The organism is Nocardioides sp. InS609-2 (assembly GCF_023208195.1).
GTDB lineage: Bacteria > Actinomycetota > Actinomycetes > Propionibacteriales > Nocardioidaceae > Nocardioides.
The window spans coordinates 843,971-861,224 of the sequence record NZ_CP060034.1; the positions used below are offsets into that span (position 1 = coordinate 843,971).

The 17,254-nt window shown below is 69.9% G+C and carries 19 protein-coding genes and 1 riboswitch; of the genes, 10 read left to right on the plus strand and 9 right to left on the minus strand.

The features are described from left to right. Nucleotides 1-8: 8 nt before the first annotated feature. The 6 genes from H4Q84_RS04475 to H4Q84_RS04500 form a co-directional block, all read right to left on the minus strand. Entirely contained in the window at nt 9-1,262 is a 1,254-nt protein-coding gene (locus H4Q84_RS04475) for a M48 family metallopeptidase (RefSeq protein ID WP_248582209.1), read from the minus strand. Continuing rightward, on the minus strand, nt 1,259-2,503 hold the full coding sequence (locus H4Q84_RS04480) for a hypothetical protein (protein ID WP_248582210.1): 1,245 nt from the start codon (nt 2,501-2,503) through the stop codon (nt 1,259-1,261). The genes H4Q84_RS04475 and H4Q84_RS04480 overlap by 4 nt, the downstream gene beginning before the upstream one ends. Nucleotides 2,504-2,516: 13 nt before the next feature. Continuing rightward, nucleotides 2,517-3,572 carry a C40 family peptidase gene (locus H4Q84_RS04485; protein WP_282580310.1) on the minus strand — a complete coding sequence of 352 codons (1,056 nt, stop codon included), beginning with the start codon at nt 3,570-3,572 and terminating at the stop codon, nt 2,517-2,519. After that, nucleotides 3,540-3,690: riboswitch (cyclic di-AMP (ydaO/yuaA leader) on the minus strand. Its footprint overlaps the gene before it by 33 nt. A 153-nt stretch (nt 3,691-3,843) precedes the next feature. Beyond that, nucleotides 3,844-4,050, minus strand: a complete 207-nt coding sequence (locus H4Q84_RS04490) for a hypothetical protein (RefSeq protein ID WP_248582212.1) — start codon at nt 4,048-4,050, stop codon at nt 3,844-3,846. Between the two features lie 83 nt (nt 4,051-4,133). Beyond that, complete coding sequence (locus H4Q84_RS04495) at nt 4,134-5,405, minus strand: NYN domain-containing protein (protein WP_248582213.1); 1,272 nt, start codon at nt 5,403-5,405, stop codon at nt 4,134-4,136. 28 nt (nt 5,406-5,433) lie between these two features. Continuing rightward, nucleotides 5,434-5,715 (minus strand): hypothetical protein, encoded by a 282-nt coding sequence (locus H4Q84_RS04500; RefSeq protein ID WP_248582214.1) that lies wholly within the window; start codon nt 5,713-5,715, stop codon nt 5,434-5,436. 105 nt (nt 5,716-5,820) lie between these two features. Between H4Q84_RS04500 and H4Q84_RS04505 the strand changes: the two genes are divergently transcribed. From H4Q84_RS04505 to H4Q84_RS04525, 6 genes are all read left to right on the plus strand, one after another. Continuing rightward, on the plus strand, nt 5,821-7,008 hold the full coding sequence (locus H4Q84_RS04505; protein WP_349238405.1) for a DEDD exonuclease domain-containing protein: 1,188 nt from the start codon (nt 5,821-5,823) through the stop codon (nt 7,006-7,008). Beyond that, nucleotides 6,983-7,609, plus strand: coding sequence for a hypothetical protein (locus H4Q84_RS23320; RefSeq protein WP_349238406.1), 627 nt, complete (start codon nt 6,983-6,985; stop codon nt 7,607-7,609). Before H4Q84_RS04505 ends, H4Q84_RS23320 begins: the two co-directional genes overlap by 26 nt. A gap of 9 nt (nt 7,610-7,618) precedes the next feature. Beyond that, on the plus strand, nt 7,619-7,897 hold the full coding sequence (locus H4Q84_RS04510) for an Lrp/AsnC ligand binding domain-containing protein (protein ID WP_248582215.1): 279 nt from the start codon (nt 7,619-7,621) through the stop codon (nt 7,895-7,897). A 137-nt stretch (nt 7,898-8,034) separates the two neighbouring features. After that, nucleotides 8,035-8,190: a hypothetical protein gene (locus tag H4Q84_RS04515; protein ID WP_248582216.1), complete on the plus strand. Its 156-nt coding sequence runs from the start codon at nt 8,035-8,037 to the stop codon at nt 8,188-8,190. A 47-nt stretch (nt 8,191-8,237) separates the two neighbouring features. Next, a complete protein-coding gene (locus H4Q84_RS04520) occupies nt 8,238-9,728 on the plus strand; it encodes a DUF2142 domain-containing protein (protein ID WP_248582217.1) in 1,491 nt (496 codons plus the stop codon). Between the two features lie 9 nt (nt 9,729-9,737). Then, entirely contained in the window at nt 9,738-10,376 is a 639-nt protein-coding gene (locus H4Q84_RS04525) for a hypothetical protein (protein ID WP_248582218.1), read from the plus strand. Here the strand turns inward: H4Q84_RS04525 and trpD are convergent. The 3 genes from trpD to H4Q84_RS04540 are packed head-to-tail and all read right to left on the minus strand — an operon-like array spanning nt 10,365 to nt 12,769. Then, entirely contained in the window at nt 10,365-11,393 is a 1,029-nt protein-coding gene (gene trpD / locus H4Q84_RS04530; RefSeq protein WP_248582219.1) for an anthranilate phosphoribosyltransferase, read from the minus strand. The two genes, H4Q84_RS04525 and trpD, sit on opposite strands and share 12 nt — an antisense overlap. Nucleotides 11,394-11,400: 7 nt before the next feature. Then, a complete protein-coding gene (locus H4Q84_RS04535) occupies nt 11,401-11,823 on the minus strand; it encodes a hypothetical protein (RefSeq protein ID WP_248582220.1) in 423 nt (140 codons plus the stop codon). A 10-nt stretch (nt 11,824-11,833) separates the two neighbouring features. Beyond that, nucleotides 11,834-12,769 carry a cytochrome c oxidase assembly protein gene (locus tag H4Q84_RS04540; RefSeq protein ID WP_248582221.1) on the minus strand — a complete coding sequence of 312 codons (936 nt, stop codon included), beginning with the start codon at nt 12,767-12,769 and terminating at the stop codon, nt 11,834-11,836. Nucleotides 12,770-12,876: 107 nt separating this feature from the next. On the opposite strand from H4Q84_RS04540, the gene H4Q84_RS04545 reads away from it, so the two are divergent. The 4 genes from H4Q84_RS04545 to H4Q84_RS04560 are packed head-to-tail and all read left to right on the plus strand — an operon-like array spanning nt 12,877 to nt 17,202. Then, nucleotides 12,877-13,482, plus strand: coding sequence for a heme-copper oxidase subunit III (locus H4Q84_RS04545; protein WP_282580341.1), 606 nt, complete (start codon nt 12,877-12,879; stop codon nt 13,480-13,482). Nucleotides 13,483-13,523: 41 nt separating this feature from the next. Then, a complete protein-coding gene (locus H4Q84_RS04550) occupies nt 13,524-14,387 on the plus strand; it encodes a cytochrome c (protein WP_248583608.1) in 864 nt (287 codons plus the stop codon). Further along, complete coding sequence (locus H4Q84_RS04555; RefSeq protein ID WP_248582222.1) at nt 14,384-15,457, plus strand: Rieske 2Fe-2S domain-containing protein; 1,074 nt, start codon at nt 14,384-14,386, stop codon at nt 15,455-15,457. Before H4Q84_RS04550 ends, H4Q84_RS04555 begins: the two co-directional genes overlap by 4 nt. Beyond that, the gene (locus H4Q84_RS04560) at nt 15,454-17,202 is read left to right on the plus strand and encodes a ubiquinol-cytochrome c reductase cytochrome b subunit (protein WP_248582223.1); all 1,749 of its coding nucleotides are present in this window, start codon (nt 15,454-15,456) and stop codon (nt 17,200-17,202) included. The genes H4Q84_RS04555 and H4Q84_RS04560 overlap by 4 nt, the downstream gene beginning before the upstream one ends. Nucleotides 17,203-17,254: the final 52 nt, after the last annotated feature.

A 17,254-nucleotide genomic window follows, 5' to 3' on the forward strand; every position in this document is an offset into this window, starting at 1 on the left:
CATCGGGTTCAGTCGATCAGCCGGTCGGCGACAGCGATCCGCATCAGCACTCCCGGGTGCGACCCGAACCACCACTGTGACCACGCCGGTGGTGTCGAGTCGGCCATCGACCGCAGCGCCAGTTGACGCTGCAGCTCCACGAACGGCGCCCGCTCCCCGGTAGTCCTGAGCGCGTCGACATCGGCCCGCGTCTCGATCTGCCGGCTGATGCCGTTCTGCACCGGCGCCGACAGCACCGTCCCGAACGCCATCAGCGCCAGCACCAGCGGCACCACCGCCACGTCGGCCATCCCGTCGCTCCCGTGGCCCGACCGGCGCCGTGACCAGCCGACGACAAGCGCGAGCAGACCGACACCCATCACCGCACCGGTCGCGCCCAGCGCGGTGCCCACGACCACGTCGCGATGTCGTGCGTGGGCCAGCTCGTGGGCGACCACCGACAGCGCCTCGTCGCGCGGCAGGTCGTCGACCAGATTGTCGTAGAGCACGACCCGCCTGGTGCCGCCGAAGCCGCTGACATAGGCATTGAGCGTCGTCGTACGACGCGAGGCGTCGGCCACCAGCACGTCGTCGACCGGCACGCCCTCCTTGCCGGCGAGCTCGAAGATGCCGGTGCGCAGGTCGCCGTCGGGCAGCGACGTGAAGTTGTTGAACACTGGCTCGACGAGCAACGGGTAGACGAACGACCCGAGCACGATCAGGGCCGCCAGCAGGCCTGCCGCGACCACCGGCCAGACTCTGCGCCACCGTCGGGCCAGCCCGATCAACATGACCAGCGCGATGCTGGTCACCACGATGTCGAGCACTTCGCCCTTGACGGTGTCGATTACGTAGCCACCCCACGACTGGCGCGTCAGGTCGTTGGCTCGCTGAAGGCGTCGCAACATGATGGCGAAGGGCAGGGTGACCAGCCGGCCGATCAAGTCGCAGGCGGCGACGCCGAGCACGATCCTGACCCACCAGGGTCCGGGCAGCCGCTGCATCAGGCTCCGGCCGAGTCGCGTGAAGCCCAGCGCGGCGGCCACGACCAACGCCACGGCGAGCGACCCCCAGCTCCAGATCCGGGCCCACCGGGCGAAATCGTCGGCCCGCGCGAGCTGCAACGTCGTGAACACCGACCCGGGGTCGACGGGCGTCACGCGACCTCCGGGCACGGGGTGCCAGGGCACGACGAGTGCAGCGAGCACGACGAACGCGAGGCCACCCACGGCGGTCACCCACCACGCGATGCGACGATCTCCCGGCGTGGTGGTGTCGGTCACGAGGCCAAGTCTTGCAGGCGGTCCCGCCACAGCCGGACCAGCCGCTGCTGGCTGATGCCAGCCTCTCCCAACGCATCCTCGACAGCGATGCCCGCGTCGGCGGCCCGGTAGACCTTCTCGAGGCCGTCCTGGCCGATCTGCTGAGAGAGCACCAGGCAAGCGAGCCAGGCTGACTCGTAGACCGCCTCGAGCCCATCGGCCGACGGGTCGAACTCCTCGGCTCCGGGCAGCCGGTCGGGTGGCCCGTCACGTCGCACCTGGCCCGCAATGCGGGCGGCGGTGACCGAGAGCGGCAGGCGGACCTTGAGCAGGGCGACGTAGTCGGCGAAACCCTCGAGCAGCCACAGCGGCATCGGGCTGAGCGCGGCGTCGGTGGCGATGTGCACGACCTCGTGGGTCATCACGATCTGCGCGCCCTCGCTGCGCAGCCGGCGCGAGACGTCCGGGTTGACGAACACGTGCACGGGCGCCTGCTCGTCCTGGGATCCGTCCACCGTGGTCGTCACGGCCGCGACCGCGTCGTAGCTGCCCGGGGCCGAGCCCAGGGCCGCGTTGAGGCCGGCCGCGGACGCCGGCACCTCCACCACGACCGACGGCCGCCACCGCGACAGCACGGCGCGCACTGCCGGGTAGGCGGCGCGGAGGCGGTCGGCGTACGTGCGGGCGACGCGGCGCGACTCGGCGGCGAGAACCAGTAGCCCCTTGCCGCGTACGACGTGCACGCGCTGGCCGAGCCACACGGGTGAGCGACGGCTTCCGAACGGGTCTCCGAAGGACGTGATGCCCACTGTGTCTGCCACCGGTGCGAAACCGACCACCACCTCGGTGGCGGCCGGGAAGCTGTCGAACCCGCCGAAGGCCCAGGTGAGGTCGACCGCTGCCTGCCAGGAGCCGTCGGCAGCCACGGCGCCGACCTCGTCGACGTACCGCATCGAGAAGTCCTCGACGTCGAGGTCACGGCTGTTGGCCACCACGTCGGCCAGCAGGGTGCGCGACGCCTCGTCGGGAGCGAGGGCCTCCAGTGCGGAGCCGTCGCCCGACTCCACGGCGTGTTCCAGGGTGTGCAGGGCAGATGCCGCCAGCGCGGGCTGTGCACTCGGCCGCTCCCCCGGCGTGGCGCCTGGCTCGACGCGGTAAGTGTCGTCGCGGAACACCACGACGACAACGACGACCAGGGCCGCCACGACGCACAACGAAAGACCGGCCACCCACCAACGTGGGCGACCGGTCCTCGAGGTCATCTGTGGGGCTCCATCAGCCGGGGCGAACCGCTCCGACATAGGGCATCGAGTAGAGGCCGGAGACTGCCACGCCCGTGCCCGGGTTGGCGGCGTGCACGATCAGGCCGTTGCCGATGTACATGCCGACGTGGCTGATCGGGCTGTAGTAGAAGACCAGGTCGCCGGGCTGGAGGTCGCTGGCCGCGATGTGCGGGCCGGAGCCGTACTGGGCGCTGGACGAGTGCGGGAGACCCACACCGGCCTGGGCCCAGGCCATCATCGTCAGACCGGAGCAGTCGAACGCGCTCGGGCCGGCAGCGCCGTAGACGTAGGAGTCGCCGACCTGCGCCATCGCGTAGCCGACGGCGGCCGCGGCCCGGCCTGACGCGGGTACGTCGGAGGGCAGGCGGGTGGTGCTGCCACCGCGGGACAAGGCGAGCAGACGGGTGCGCTCCTCGTCCTTCAGCTCGGAGAGCAAGGTCTTGGCCTCGGCGAGCTTGGCGTCGACCTCCTTCTTCTCGTCGGAGAGCTGCGCGGTGACGTCGGCGATCTCGCTCGAGCGCTCGGTCGTCGCCTCGTGGCGCAGGTCGAGGGCGTCGAGCTCGGTGGAGTAGGAGGAGAACAGGTCGGACTGGAGGTCGTTGAACGCCGACATCGTCGAGAGCTGGCCCAGGAAGGCGCCGGGGTCCTCGGAGACGACGACCTGGCCGACCGTGGAGATGCCCTCGCCCTGGTACTGGCGGAGAACGGACTCGCGGACCTGGTCGCGGACCACGTCGAGGCGGGCGTCCTGACGGCGCTCGTCGGACTCGAGCGTGCCGAGGTCTTCGGTCAGGTCATCGAGCTGCAGCTGGGCGTCGTGGTAACGCTCCTGCGCCTGCTCGGCCTGGTGGTAGAGGCGGTCGACGCGCGCTTGCACGTCCTTGATCTCGGGCTCGGCCTGCGCCGGAGTGGCCGCGATGAAGCCGGTGAAGGCGATCGCAGTCAGGCCGATGACGGCAGTGCTGAGTCGCAGCCGGTCGTGGATCACGAGCGGGCGGTCTCCCTTGTGTGTCGTACGCCTACCGGGTGAGCTGACGGATTCGGGCACGACATGCCCTACACCGACTCCTCGGCCACACAAGTGCGGCCGCCTTGACGGCGATTCACCCCAGAGGGAATGGTTCCCCGGCTCCAGGTCACGGTTGCCCGTGACCAAAGACTCGGCGCGGCCCCCGCACAGATCCTGATGATCCGCTGCCACGGGAGCCAGAACGTCCGAGACTAACGGCGCAGGTGTGGCTGAGCCAAACTTTCAACCGGATGTCGCGCCGCGTTTCGGGTCTCATCGTGAGATCCGAGTCACACCTGTCACACCTGCCTCATGCGGACTCGACCTCCGGACCGGCAACCGGCCGCACCAGCCGCAGCGGTGGCACCAGCCCACTGGCAGCCAGGACGTCGAGCGCTGCGCGTTCGTCGTCGTCGAAGGTGAGTTCGGGGGGCGGGCCCAGGAGCACCGTCACCACGCAGTCGTGGCAGGCCAACCCCCGCACCAGGCAGGTGTCGCAGTCGATCCGTGTCGTCATGCTCCGGACTGAAACAGCCGGCACCGACATTCCCGGCCGGGCCGGCCGTCAGCGGCGTGTCGGGCCCGGGTTCGCGCCCGGCGTCACGGTGTCAGGAGAGCCACGAGGCTCGCCGCGGAGATCACCCGGGCACCACCGCCAGCCACGTCGGAGCCGAGGGCCTGGTCACTCGTCACGACGACCAGCGGGCGCCCCGAGGGCTCGACCGCGACCAGGTCGCGGATCACGTCGTCGGCGATGACGCCCAGCGGGCTGAACAGCACCTTGACCCCTCGGGGGGTCGGCACGACGGGCCGGGTGGTCGAAGCGGCGGCGTCGAACACCACCGTGGTCTCGGCGCCCGTGCGGGCGACCACCGAGGCGAGCCCACCGATCAGGCGCACCCGCTGCGCCTCCAGTGACGAACGCTCCCAGGCCGTCTTGCTGACGTTGTAGCCGTCGACGATCAGGCGGGCTCGCGGCAACGAGAGCAGCTGTTCGAGCAGGGCCGGCCCCTCGGGTGGGCCGGGTCGCGCCGCCAGGGGCGCCCCCGCGGCCTCGATCTCGGCCTCCAGCCGGTCGCCGGGAGCCCCGTCCACCGGGGGCAGGGCCAGCTCGCGCCGCAGACCGCTGGCCGCGTCGAGCACCGTGTCGAGCAGGAGGCGGGCGCGCAGAGTGGCGTCGTCGCGCTGCGCGCGTGCCTCCTTGCGCTCGGTGCGTGCCCCGGCCGAGAGCTCGTCGATCTGGGCTCGTAGCCGCCGCAGCTCGGTCTCAGCGCGAGCTGCGACCTGGCTGGCCGCGCCCTCGGCCGACGCCACCGCCTCGCGAGCCTCGTCGAGCGCGGCCTCGGTGGCCCGCTGGCTGGCCCGGGTGTCACCGAGCTTGCGGCGCAGGGTCATGTTCTCGGTGCGCAGGTCGTCGAGCCGCTGCCGGTGGGTCGCCTTTGCCTCGCGCGCCTGGGTCTCCAGGGCGTCGACGCGCTGACGCAGGCGCTCGGTCTCCGCAGCGCTGGCATCGGGGGTCCCGGTGGGGATCAGTCGGCCGAGCGCGTCGTCGTACGCCGCCTGCCAGTCGTGAGGTCGGGTGAGCCAGGCCCAGGCCGCCGAGGCTGCGGCGTCGTCACCCGACGGGGCGGCACCGGCCGCGACCTGTACACCCACGGCAGCCCGGAAGTTTTCGTCGGCCATCGCCGCGGCAATGGCCGCCCCACCCAGGCGGGCGCGCCGCTGTGGCGCGAACAGCACCACCCGGCGCAGTGGCGCGGGGATGTTCGTCACCGAGGGCAGGGCATCGGAGGCCAGCGACAGCACGCGCTGCCGGACGACGTCGGACAGCTCCCCCAGCAACGGCCCGGACGTTTCGGGATCGACGCTCATGGAGTCGTCACGAGGCAGTCACCCCGACCTAGCGCTGACCGGCCGCCGGACCGTCGACGGACGGGTCGTCCGCGAGCGCTGCTTCGTTGCGGTCGACCAGCTCGATGGCGTCGGCGCGACCGCACCAGCGGCAGGTCACCGACTCCAGTGCCTCGTCCTTGACCTGCTCCTCCTCGACGACGTGGTCGCCGGCCAGGTCGAAGTGCCAGAACTCGGTGGTCCGGCGGCTGCGGCTGACGTCGAAGCGGGTCAGGTTGCCGCAGCCCGCGCAGCGCCAGCGCTGCGACGCGTCGGGAAGGGCGGTGGTCACGAGGTGTCTCCTGTCGAGCGTGCGAACCGTCGGTACGGCGATCCCGGTCAGCGTAGTCCGCGGGGCGTCCCGGCTTTGTCGGTGCCCACGTCTAGCGTCGCCGACATGAGCACTGCCGTTCAGGGTGCGGCCTCCCGATGGGAGGCGCAACGCAGTTTCGACGAGCTGGGCCGGCCCTTGCGCGACATCACGTTCACCGTCGTCGACCTCGAGACGACCGGCGGCTCGGCCGCGGGCGGCTCGATGATCACCGAGATCGGGGCCGTCAAGGTGCGCTCCGGTGAGGTGCTGGGCGAGTTCCAGACCCTGGTCAACCCACGCGCCGAGATCCCGCCGTTCATCGCCGTCCTCACCGGCATCACCAACGCCATGGTCAGCGACGCGCCGTCGATCGAGTCCGCGCTGCCGGCGTTCCTCGAGTTCGCGGCCGGCACGGTGCTGGTGGCCCACAACGCGCCGTTCGACGTCGGTTTCCTCCAGCACTTCAACCGCGAGCAGGGCCGAGCCTGGCCACGGTTCGAGGTGCTCGACACCGCCAAGCTCGCGCGCCGCGTCATCACCCGCGACGACGCGCCCAACTGCAAGCTCTCCTCGCTGGCCCGCGTCTTCAACTCCACGACCACCCCCAACCACCGTGCCCTGTCCGACGCCCGCGCCACGGTCGATGTCCTGCACGGGCTGATGGAGCGGCTGGGCGGGCTGGGGGTGCACACCCTCGAGGAGCTCCAGACCTTCAGCTCACGGGTCAGCGCCTCCCAGCGCAAGAAGCGGCACCTCGCCGAGTCACTGCCGCACTCCCCCGGCGTCTACCTCTTCAAGGACGACCGGTCCCGGGTCCTCTACATCGGCACCTCCCGCGACCTGCGCAGCCGCGTCCGCACCTACTTCACCGCCTCCGAGACCCGCTCGCGGATGGGCGAGATGGTCAACCTCGCTTCCACCGTCACCGGCATCGAGTGCGCGACCCCGCTCGAGGCCGAGGTGCGTGAGCTGCGGTATCGCCGAGCACAAGCCGAGATACAACCGCCGCTCGCGGTTTCCCGAGAAGGTCCACTTCGTCAAGCTCACCCGCGAGGCCTGGCCCAGGCTGTCGCTGGTGCGCCGGGTGCTCGACGACGACGCCGACTACCTCGGCCCCTTCTCCTCCCGCAAGACCGCAGAGAAGTGCCTGGCCGCGCTGCACGAGACGTTCCCGGTGCGCCAGTGCTCCGACAAGCTGCCACACACCCCGACCCCCGCCACCCGGTCGGCCTGCGTGCTGGCCGAGATGGGTCGCTGCCTGTCTCCGTGTGACGGCAGCGTCGACGCCTCGACGTACGCCGCTCTGGTCGGGCAGCTGCGCGACACCTTGCTGCGACGCCCCGACGAGGTGGTCGAGGCGATCAACCAGCGGATGAGCTCGCTCGCCGGGCTCGAGCGCTTCGAGGAGGCCGGCGTCCACCGCGACCGGCTGTCGTCGTTCGTGCGTGCCGCTGCCCGCACCCAGCGCCTCTCCGCCCTCACCCGGTGCCCCGAGGTGGTGGCCGGCCGCAGGGAGGACGACGGCCGCTGGGCCGTCCACGTGGTCCGGCACGGTCGACTGGCCGCCGCGGGAGTCATCCCTTCCGGTGCCGACGCCCTGCACTACGTCGCAGAGCTGCGCGCCAGCGCCGAGTCCGTGCGCAACGCGCCCGGCCCCGTGCCGGCGGCCACCGCAGAGGAGACCGAGAAGGTGCTGCGCTGGCTCGAGGCGCCTGGCATCCGCCTCATCGACGTCGACGGTGACTGGGTCTGTCCGGTGGCGGGTGCCACCCGCCACCTGCCCTTGTACGACGCGGCCACCCAGGCACGGCTCTCTCTGGTGCCGTTCGACGAGCAGCGCCTGCCGAGCCCGGTGCACCGCCCGGCCCGCTAGCGTGTCCCCATGATCACCGCCATCGTCTTCGTGAAGGCCGACGTCGCGCGCATCCCCGAGGTGGCCGAGGCCATCGCCGCCCTCGACGGCGTGAGCGAGGTCTACTCCGTCACCGGCCAGATCGACCTGATCGCCCTGGTGCGGGTCACCAACCACGACGACGTCGCCGCCGTCGTGGCCGACAAGCTCAACAAGGTCGACGGGGTCACCGCCACCGAGACCCACATCGCGTTCCGTGCCTACTCCCGCCACGACCTCGAGTCGGCGTTCTCGCTCGGTCTCGACTGACGTTGGTCTCGCGGTATGGCCCGTTGTGACTAGACCGACCGACGGTCGGCCATTTCCCCTCGTTTGACGCCGGCGAGGTCTTTACCTTCCTTACGCTGCTGCGGACAGGTGGAGGTAGCCATGGGGATCCGGGACGCGTGGGTGTGGTGCCCGCGTACAACGAGGGCAGCGTGCTCTTCGACGTGATCACGCGGCTGCGCATCGACTTCGACCACGTCGAGTGCGTCGACGACGGTTCCCGCGACGACACCGGCGCACAGGCCCACCGCACCTGGTGCCGTGGCCGATCGTGACTGGTCTGCCGTGCGCGACCTCTTGCGACACGGGATCGGCGCCTGACATGCCTTCGCTGCTCCGCACCTGGACGACGGCCTTCGTCGGACTCATGCTGCTGCAGGCCGTCTGGCTCCTGGTCGTCCCGCCCTTCCAGGGCATCGACGAGCACGACCACGTGTTCAAGGCCGCGGCAGTTGCGCGCGGCGACTGGAGCCGCACCCACCAGCAGGTGGCGAGCGGACGCGGTGAGCTGCTCGCCGTACCCCGCGACATCGTCGAAGGCGCCCGGCCGGTGTGTGAGGCGCTCAGCTACACCGGGCGCGACGACTGCAGACCCAGCGCAGAGCTGGCCGACGGGCGAGTGCTGGTCGGCAGCGCCGCAGCTCGCTACAACCCGGCCTTCTACGCGGTGACGGGAACGGTCGCACGGCCGTTCCACGGGGTCGCCGCCGCGCAGGCCATGCGGATCACCACAGCCGTGTGGTGCGCGGCGCTGATGGCGCTGGCGTTCGCCGTCGTCCGCCGTACGGCGCGCACCAGCTGGCCAACCGCGGCGCTGGTCGCAGCATGCACCCCGACGATGCTCTACTCGACCATCATCGGCGCACCCAACGGCCCCGAGATGGCAGCCGGCCTGTTGTTGTGGTGTGCGCTGCTGTACGGCAGCGTCGACGGTGCTCATCCGCCGCGCTGGGTCGTCGTCGCCGGCACGGTGGCCGCGGCGCACATTGCCGTCCTGCGCTCGCTTGGTCCGTTGTGGCTGGCACTGATCCTCGGCACCGCTGCCTTGGCCATGGGCGTCCCGGGCTTCCTGAGGGCATCACGAAGTCGTCGCTTCCGCCCGTCCCTCGTCGTCGCCGGCATTGCGGTGGGTGCTGGCGTCGCCTGGACTCTCACGTCCGGCACCAACGACCCGTCGACCGAGACCGGTCCGCACATGACCGCAAGCCCGTGGCCGAAGATGTTCAGCAACTGGATCGCCTGGGTCCTTCAGCAGGTGGCCGCTGTGCCGAGCCGCAATAACGACGCGCCGATCATCGTCTATGCCCTCGTCATCGCTGCGTGGGCATTGCTCCTTGTCCTCGCGCTCCGCGCTGCGCCGGGTCGGGCCCGTCTCGCGACTGTGGCCATCTTCGTGATCGTCTCCCTGATGGCGATCTCGATAACCGTGTTGTCATTCGCGCAGCTCGGCTACGCCTGGCAGGGTCGCTATGCTTGGCCGTACGTCGTTGGCTGGCTGGCTCTCGCCGGCTGGATGCTCGACCGTTCGACCACACGCACTCGCGGCGCTGGCGCGATCTCGGTGATGATCGGAACCGCCATGGCCGCCGGCTTCACGGTCACCGCCCTCGACCTCGCCAACACCCTCTCGGCACTGAGCGGTGGCGTCCTCAACGGCTGGACTCCCCCACATCCCCTCCTCGTGAGCGGCCTCGCGGTGACAGGTCCCGGCCTGCTTCTCCTGGCCATGCGGCAGGCCGGCGCGACGGGGCAGCACGAACGAGCAGAGGATCGCGACAGGCGTGAAGCTGGTCGTCAAGCGTTGATCCGCTAGCCTCCGGCCGTGACCTGGCTCGAGGACTTCTGGCTCGACATCCTCGGCTGGGGCGGCAGTGCACTCCTGGTGTACTCCCTGCTCCAGTCGCGGGTGCTCCGCTTTCGCGTGCTCAACCTCGCGGCCTGCGTGCTGCTCGTCGTCTTCAACGCCGGCCTGGCGGTGTGGCCGATGGTCGGCATGAACATCGTGCTGTCTGCGATCAACGTGTGGTTCATCGTGAAGCTGCTGCGCAAGCGGCACGACGAGGCGGCGTTCGAGGTGCTGCAGGTGCGACCGGACGCCGAGTACCTCCGCCACGTCCTTCGGGTGCGCGGCGACGACATCCTCACCTTCCAGCCCGACTTCACGTGGGACGCCGAGGCTGCCGGCCAGTTCGCCCACCTCGTGCAGCGTGGCGACGAGACCGTCGGCGTCGTACTCCTGCACGCCGATGGCGACACCGCGCGGGTCCTGCTCGACTACGTCACGCCGCGCTACCGCGACTTCTCCCCCGGCGAGTTCGTCTGGCGCAAGAGCGGCCTGCTCACCGGCCTCGGCATCCGCCGCGTCGTGACGCCGCCGCGCATGGTCGGGGCCTACTACGACAATCTCGGGTTCCGCCGCGAGGGCGAGTCGTTCGTGCTCGACCTGCCGTCAGCGGCCTGACGCAGCGACCCAGCGTTCGAGCGTCGCCGCCGCCGCACCGGAGTCGATAGACTCGGTCGCCCGGTCGAGGCCTGCCTGCAGCTGCTCGCCGAGCGCTCCTTCACGTGCGTCGTAGATGGCCAGGGCGGCCCCCGCATTGAGGAGTACGGCGTCGCGCACTGCCCCGGTCTCGCCGGCCAGCAGGCGGCGTACGACCTCGGCGTTGTGCACGGAGTCGCCGCCGCGCAGCGACTCGACGGGGTTGCGGGCGATGCCGTGGTCGGCCGGGTCGAGCACCGAGCGGATGACCTCGCCGGCGCGCACCGCCCAGACCGTCGACGTCGTCGAGACGGTGAGCTCATCGAGCCCGTCGTCGCCGCGGAAGACCCAGGCGTCGACACCGCGGCGGGCGAACACCTCGGCCATGATCGGCGCCATCCGCAGGTCGGCGCAGCCGATCGCCTGGGCTGCCGGCCGCACCGGGTTGGAGAGCGGGCCGAGGAAGTTGAACGTCGTGCCGATGCCCAGCTCGCGCCGGGGCGCGGCGGCGTGCCGCATCGCCGGGTGGAACGCGGCCGCGAAGCAGAACGTGATGCCGGCTTCCTCGGCCACCTCCGCGACGCGTGAGACGGGCAGGTCGAGGCGGATGCCGAGGGCCTCGAGCACGTCAGCGGACCCCGACGTCGACGACGCCGAGCGAGAGCCGTGCTTGACGACCCGCGCCCCCGCACCGGCCGCGACGATGGCGGCCATGGTCGAGATGTTGACCGACATCGAGCGGTCCATGCCGGTGCCGACGACGTCGAGCAGCCGGCCGGGCACCGAGATGCGGTTGCCGGCCGCGAGCATCGCGTCGGAGAGTCCGATGACCTCGTCGACGGTCTCGCCCTTGGCGCGCAGAGCCACCGCGAAGCCGGCAATCTGCGCAGGGGTCGCGGCACCCTCGAGCACCTGCCCCATCGCCCACGCGGTCTGCTGCGATGACAGGTCGCGACCCTCGACGAGGCCGGAGAGCACGTCGGCCCAGGTGGTCGTCATGGCCGGCTCAGGCTGTCGCCGGCACCCGCGACTTGAGCAGCGAGATGACCGCCTCAGCCAGCGCCACCGGGTCGATCGGGTGAGATACGGCGGCCTCGGCGCGCGACCAGGTCGCCAGCCAGGCGTCCTGGGGGCGGCCGGTCAGCACGAGCACCGGGGGGCACTGGAAGATCTCATCCTTGAGCTGCTTGGCGATGCCCATGCCACCGGCCGGGACGGCCTCGCCGTCGAGGATGACCAGCGCGATGCCGCCGGCGTCCATGTTCGAGATGACGACCGGCTCGGTCGCGACCTCGACGTACTGCAGCTCGGGCAGGTCGGGGTGCGGACGACGACCCAGCGCGAGGATGACCTGCTGACGCGTGTCGATGTCGTCGGAGTAGACCAGCACCCTCAACGGTGCGGTCGGGGCGGCGGCGGTGTCGGTCACGGCGCCGATGCTACCGGTCCGGGGCCCGGGCGGCGTCGGCGGCCGCTCGTGCCTCGAGCAGGTCCAGACGCCGGTCCTCACGCCTGCCCTCGGCCATCGACGAGCGCACCCACTGGACGAACAGGACGCCGAAGAAGACCAGCCCGATCAGGTCGCCCGACGCCCACAGGATGCCGCCGGCCCGGTGCTGGTCGGCCATCGCATCCGGCAACCAGGCGCCCATCGGGCCCTCGCGCAGGGCGAGGTACCACTCGCCGGAGATCAGCGTCGACTGCCCCATGATCGTCACGCCGAGGAAGGCGTGGAAGGGCAGCGTCATCATCACGAGCAGCAGCCGGAACGGCCAGCGCACCCGCCCCGGCACCGGGTCGAGACCCATCAGCGGCCAGAAGAACAGCGACCCGACCAGCACCAGGTGCACGTGCATGAGCTCATGGACGTACGCCGACCGCAGGCTCGCGTCGTACCACGGTGAGAAGTAGAGGGCCCACGGCGAGACGACGTACAGAAGGAACGCGAGCGGGGCGAAGGACAGCACCTTCGCGACCCGGGAGTGCAACGCGACCAGCAGCCAGCGCCGAGGTCGCGCGGGCAGCGTGCGCAGCGCCAGCGTCACCGGGGCGCCCAGTGCCAGGAACAGCGGCACGATCATCGACAAGATCATGTGCTGGACCATGTGCGCCGACAGCAGCGTCGTGTCGTAGCGCGCCAGCCCGGAGGCCGTGGCGACCAGGAACGCGCCCATGCCGACCCCGACGAAGGCCACCGTGCGTCCCAGCGGCCAGCGGTCTCCGCGGCGGCGCAGCACGTGTACGCCGAGGAGGTAGAGCCCTGCCACCCACACCGTGATCACGAACGGAACGGGGTCGATCCCCCAGTCGGTGAACACCCGTCCGAGCGTGAGCTCCGGGAGGTCTGCCGGAGTAGTCGAGAGGGTCGTCAACACACTGTGAACAATATGACGGCGAATCGGGAGGGGGCCAAGGTGGCCGACGCAACGACTACCGACATAATGAGCACGTGGCCACCGCGACGACGATTCCGGCATCCCGACTGCACGGGCACCACGACCGACCCAGCATGGTCAGCGTGGGCACGATCATCTGGCTCTCCAGCGAGCTGATGTTCTTCGCGGCCCTGTTCGCGTCGTACTTCACGATCCGCGCAGTGAGCACCGAGCTGTGGGCCCAGGAGACCGAGAAGCTCAACGTCCCGTTCTCCTCGGTCAACACCGTGATCCTGGTGCTGTCGTCGCTGGCCTGCCAGTTGGGCGTCTTCGCCGCTGAGCGAGGTCAGGTCGGCCGCAAGGGCTCGATCTTCAAGATGAGCGGCTGGGGCCTGCGCGAGTGGTTCATCCTCACCTACGCGATGGGTGCCGTTTTCATCGGCGGCCAGGCGCTCGAGTACACCGACCTGATCCACGAGGGCGTGACGATCCCCGACTCGGCCTACGGCACGATGTTCTATCTCACCACCGGCTTCCACGGCCTGCACGTCACCGGTGGACTGGTCGCGTTCCTGTTCGTCCTCGGCCGCACCTATCTGGCTCGCAAGTTCACCCACGAGCAGGCAGTCAGCGCCATCGTCGTGTCCTACTACTGGCACTTCGTCGACGTGGTGTGGATCGGCCTGTTCGCCACGATCTACCTCATCCAGTAAGTGCCCGGATCCGGATCTGACAAGGACTTGATGTGCGTCTCCTGAACCGAACCGCAGGCCGTCTCTCCCGGCACCGCCGAGGCCCCCTCGCCGGTGTCGTGCTCCTGCTCCTCGGCCTCCTGCTCACCGGCGGTCTCTATACCGCCTTCTCCCCTGCCCAGGCGCAGGACCAGGAGAGCGATGCCGAGCTCGCCGCCCAGGGCCGTGAGCTGTTCCTCGTGGGCTGCTCCTTCTGCCACGGCCAGAACGGCGAGGGCATCCCCACCGTCCGTGACGGCAAGCAGATCGGTCCCTCGCTCGTCGGCGTCGGCGCTGCCGCCGTCGACTTCCAGGTCGGCACCGGCCGGATGCCGATGGCCCAGCCCGGCGCCCAGGTCCCGCGCAAGAAGGTCACCTACTCCGACGAGGAGGTCGACGCCCTTGCGGCGTACGTCGCGTCGCTGGCCCCCGGCCCGGCGGTCCCCACGTCTGGCGACTACAGCATCGACGGCCTCACCGACGAGGAGCGACAGGCAGCCATCGTCCGTGGCGGCCAGATCTTCCTCACCAACTGCACGGCGTGCCACAACTTCAACGGCTCCGGTGGCGCCATGCCCCGCGGCGGCTACGCCCCGTCGCTGCACGGCGTCGAGCCCCGCTACATCTACGAGGCGCTGCTGACCGGCCCGCAGAACATGCCGACCTTCAGCAACGGCAACCTCTCACCCGACGAGAAGCGCGACGTGATCGCCTACCTCGGCAGCATCGAGGAGACCCCCGAGTACGGCGGGTTCGGCCTCGGTGGCCTCGGCCCCGTCTCGGAGGGCCTGTTCGCCTGGCTGTTCGGCATCGGCGGCCTCGTCGGCTTCGCCGTCTGGATCGCGGCGCACACCACGCGTAGCACCAAGGAGAAGGTGGAAGCATGAGCGACAAGCACGAATCCGTGCCTGCAGTCGGCTCAGACGACAGTGCAGTGCCCGCCACCAGGCAGGAACCCATCGCCGACCCCGGTCTGCCGGCACACGTGTGGCGTCCGACCGACGTCGATGAGCGTGCCGACAAGCGCGCCGAGCGCCAGATCGCGTCGCTGTTCTTCCTCTCGATGGTGTGCGCGGTGCTGTTCGTCGTCGCCTACGTCACCCTCGACATCGGCGACAGCGTCGACACGTTCGCCGGTCTGGGTGCGTCCACGCTTGCCCTCGGGCTCTCGCTCGGTGGCGCCCTGCTCCTGATCGGCATCGGCATCATCCAGTGGGCCCGCAAGCTGATGAGTGACCACGAGATCATCGAGATGCGCCACCCCGCCGGTTCCTCCGACGACGACCGCAAGACCACGCTCGAGGCTCTCGACGCCGGTCTCCAGGAGTCCGGCATCGGGCGGCGTCCGCTGGTGCGTAACTCGCTGCTCGGTGCTGTCGGCCTGCTCGGCCTGCCTGCCGTCGTACTCCTGCGTGACCTGGGTCCACTCCCCGGCAAGAAGCTCTCCCAGACGATCTGGGAGCCGGGCATGCGCCTGGTCCGCGACGTCGTCGGTACGCCGATCAAGGCGTCCGAGATCGAGGTCGGCGACCTGATCAACGCCGCTCCGGAGGCGTTGTTCCCCACCGAGGAGAACGGCTACGACGAGATCGAGGGCGTCGAGCTGCAGGTCGAGAAGGCCAAGGGCGCGATCATCATCGTGCGGATGGAGCCTGACGACATCTTGCCCGGCCGCGGCCGCGACAACTGGTCGATCGACGGGATCATCTGCTACTCCAAGATCTGCACCCATGTGGGCTGCCCGATCTCCTTGTACGAGCGCACCACGCACCACGTGCTGTGCCCGTGCCATCAATCAACCTTTGACCTCGCCGACTCGGCGCGGGTCATCTTCGGCCCTGCCGCCCGTCCCCTTCCGCAGCTGCCCTTGGCTGTCGATGACGAGGGGTATCTTGTTGCACAGAGCGGCTTCAAGGAGCCCATCGGGGCCAGTTACTGGGAGCGTGAGAGGCAATGAGCGTCGACACCAGCAAGGTGGCCACGACCAACGCCGGCAAGCCCGCAACGCCCAAGAGCAGCAGCGGCCGGGCCGGCAGCATCGCGACCTGGGCCGACGAGCGCCTGGGCCTGGCCACCCTCGCCAAGAAGAACCTGCGCAAGGTCTTCCCCGACCACTGGTCGTTCATGCTCGGCGAGATCGCGCTGTGGAGCTTCGTCGTCCTGCTGCTGACCGGCGTGTTCCTGACGCTGTGGTTCACCCCCAGCATGGGCGAGGTCCAGTACAACGGCTCCTACGACCAACTCCGCGGCATCCACATGTCCGAGGCGATGGCCTCCACGCTCGACATCTCCTTCGACGTCCGCGGCGGCCTGCTGATGCGTCAGATGCACCACTGGGCGGCCATGCTCTTCGTCGCCGCGATGATGGTGCACCTGCTGCGCGTGGCCTTCACCGGTGCCTTCCGCAAACCGCGTGAGCTCAACTGGGTCATCGGCTGCCTGCTGCTCCTCCTCGGCACGCTCGAGGGCTTCACCGGCTACTCGCTGCCCGACGACCTGCTCTCCGGCACGGGCATCCGGGCCGCTGACGGCTTCCTGAAAGCCACCCCCGTCGTGGGCAGCTACATGTCGTTCTTCCTCTTCGGTGGCGAGTTCCCGGGTGACGCGATCATCCCGCGCCTGTTCACCATCCATGTGCTGCTGATCCCCGGCATCCTGCTGGCCCTGATCGCCGCCCACATGCTGCTGCTCGTCTACCACAAGCACACGCAGTGGCCCGGGCCCGGACGCACCGAGAAGAACGTCGTCGGCTTCCCGATGCTGCCGGTCTACGCCGCCAAGGCGGGCGGGTTCTTCTTCATCGTCTTCGGCATGGTCGCGGTCATGGGCGCGCTGCTCACGATCAACCCGGTGTGGAAGTTCGGCCCCTACGACCCGACCAAGGTCACGGCCGGCTCCCAGCCCGACTGGTACATGGGCTGGCCCGACGGGCTGCTGCGCATCATGCCGGGCATCGAGTCGGTGATCTTCGGCTTCACGATCTCGTGGAACGTCATGATCCCGATCCTGATCCTGCCCCCGCTGATGCTCACGATCCTGATCGTGCTGCCGTTCGTCGAGGCCTGGATCACCGGTGACAAGCGCGAGCACCACCTGCTCCAGCGCCCGCGCAACGCCCCGACCCGCACGGCCGTCATGGTCTCGCTGATGACCTTCTACGGCCTCGCCTGGGCCGCCGGCGGCAACGACATCATCGCCATCAAGCTCGATCTGAGCATCAACCAGATCACCTACTTCATGCGCGGTGCCGTCTTCATCGGTCCCCTGATCGCGTTCATCATCACGCGCCGCTGGTGCATCTCGCTCCAGCGTCACGACAACGACACGCTGCTCCACGGCTACGAGTCCGGCATCATCATGCGGTCGGCAGACGGTGGCTACTCCGAGCGGCACCTGCCGATCAGCGAGGAGCGTGCCTACACGCTCACCGCCCGGGAGCGCGACGAGATCTACGAGCTCGAGTCCGACGTCGACGCCAACGGCGTGGCCGCACCCGGCACCCGTGCCAACGCCCTGCGCGCCAAGCTGTCGAAGGCGATGTACTCCGACAACGTGCAGAAGCCGACGGCCGAGGAGCTCGACGAGGCGCACCACCACGCCGATCACGAGCACGAGCTCCAGGCCGGCCTCGACCACGCGGTCGACGGCCACCAGTTCGACGGCCACCACGCCGTCGACGGCGAGGAGCTCCGCTCGCACTGAGCGGCACGAGACACCACGCAACCCAGATCAGGGCCCGGACCAGCGATGGCCG

What these genes read in the sequence shown, in the direction of transcription:
- H4Q84_RS04480 (WP_248582210.1), bottom strand. Translation starts at nt 2,503, where the DNA reads ATGACCTCGAGGACCGGTCGCCCACGTTGGTGGGTGGCCGGTCTTTCG.
- H4Q84_RS04490 (WP_248582212.1), bottom strand. Translation starts at nt 4,050, where the DNA reads ATGACGACACGGATCGACTGCGACACCTGCCTGGTGCGGGGGTTGGCC.
- H4Q84_RS04495 (WP_248582213.1), bottom strand. Translation starts at nt 5,405, where the DNA reads ATGAGCGTCGATCCCGAAACGTCCGGGCCGTTGCTGGGGGAGCTGTCC.
- H4Q84_RS04505 (WP_349238405.1), top strand. Translation starts at nt 5,821, where the DNA reads ATGAGCACTGCCGTTCAGGGTGCGGCCTCCCGATGGGAGGCGCAACGC.
- H4Q84_RS23320 (WP_349238406.1), top strand. Translation starts at nt 6,983, where the DNA reads ATGGGTCGCTGCCTGTCTCCGTGTGACGGCAGCGTCGACGCCTCGACG.
- H4Q84_RS04510 (WP_248582215.1), top strand. Translation starts at nt 7,619, where the DNA reads ATGATCACCGCCATCGTCTTCGTGAAGGCCGACGTCGCGCGCATCCCC.
- H4Q84_RS04520 (WP_248582217.1), top strand. Translation starts at nt 8,238, where the DNA reads ATGCCTTCGCTGCTCCGCACCTGGACGACGGCCTTCGTCGGACTCATG.
- trpD (WP_248582219.1), bottom strand. Translation starts at nt 11,393, where the DNA reads ATGACGACCACCTGGGCCGACGTGCTCTCCGGCCTCGTCGAGGGTCGC.
- H4Q84_RS04555 (WP_248582222.1), top strand. Translation starts at nt 14,384, where the DNA reads ATGAGCGACAAGCACGAATCCGTGCCTGCAGTCGGCTCAGACGACAGT.
- H4Q84_RS04560 (WP_248582223.1), top strand. Translation starts at nt 15,454, where the DNA reads ATGAGCGTCGACACCAGCAAGGTGGCCACGACCAACGCCGGCAAGCCC.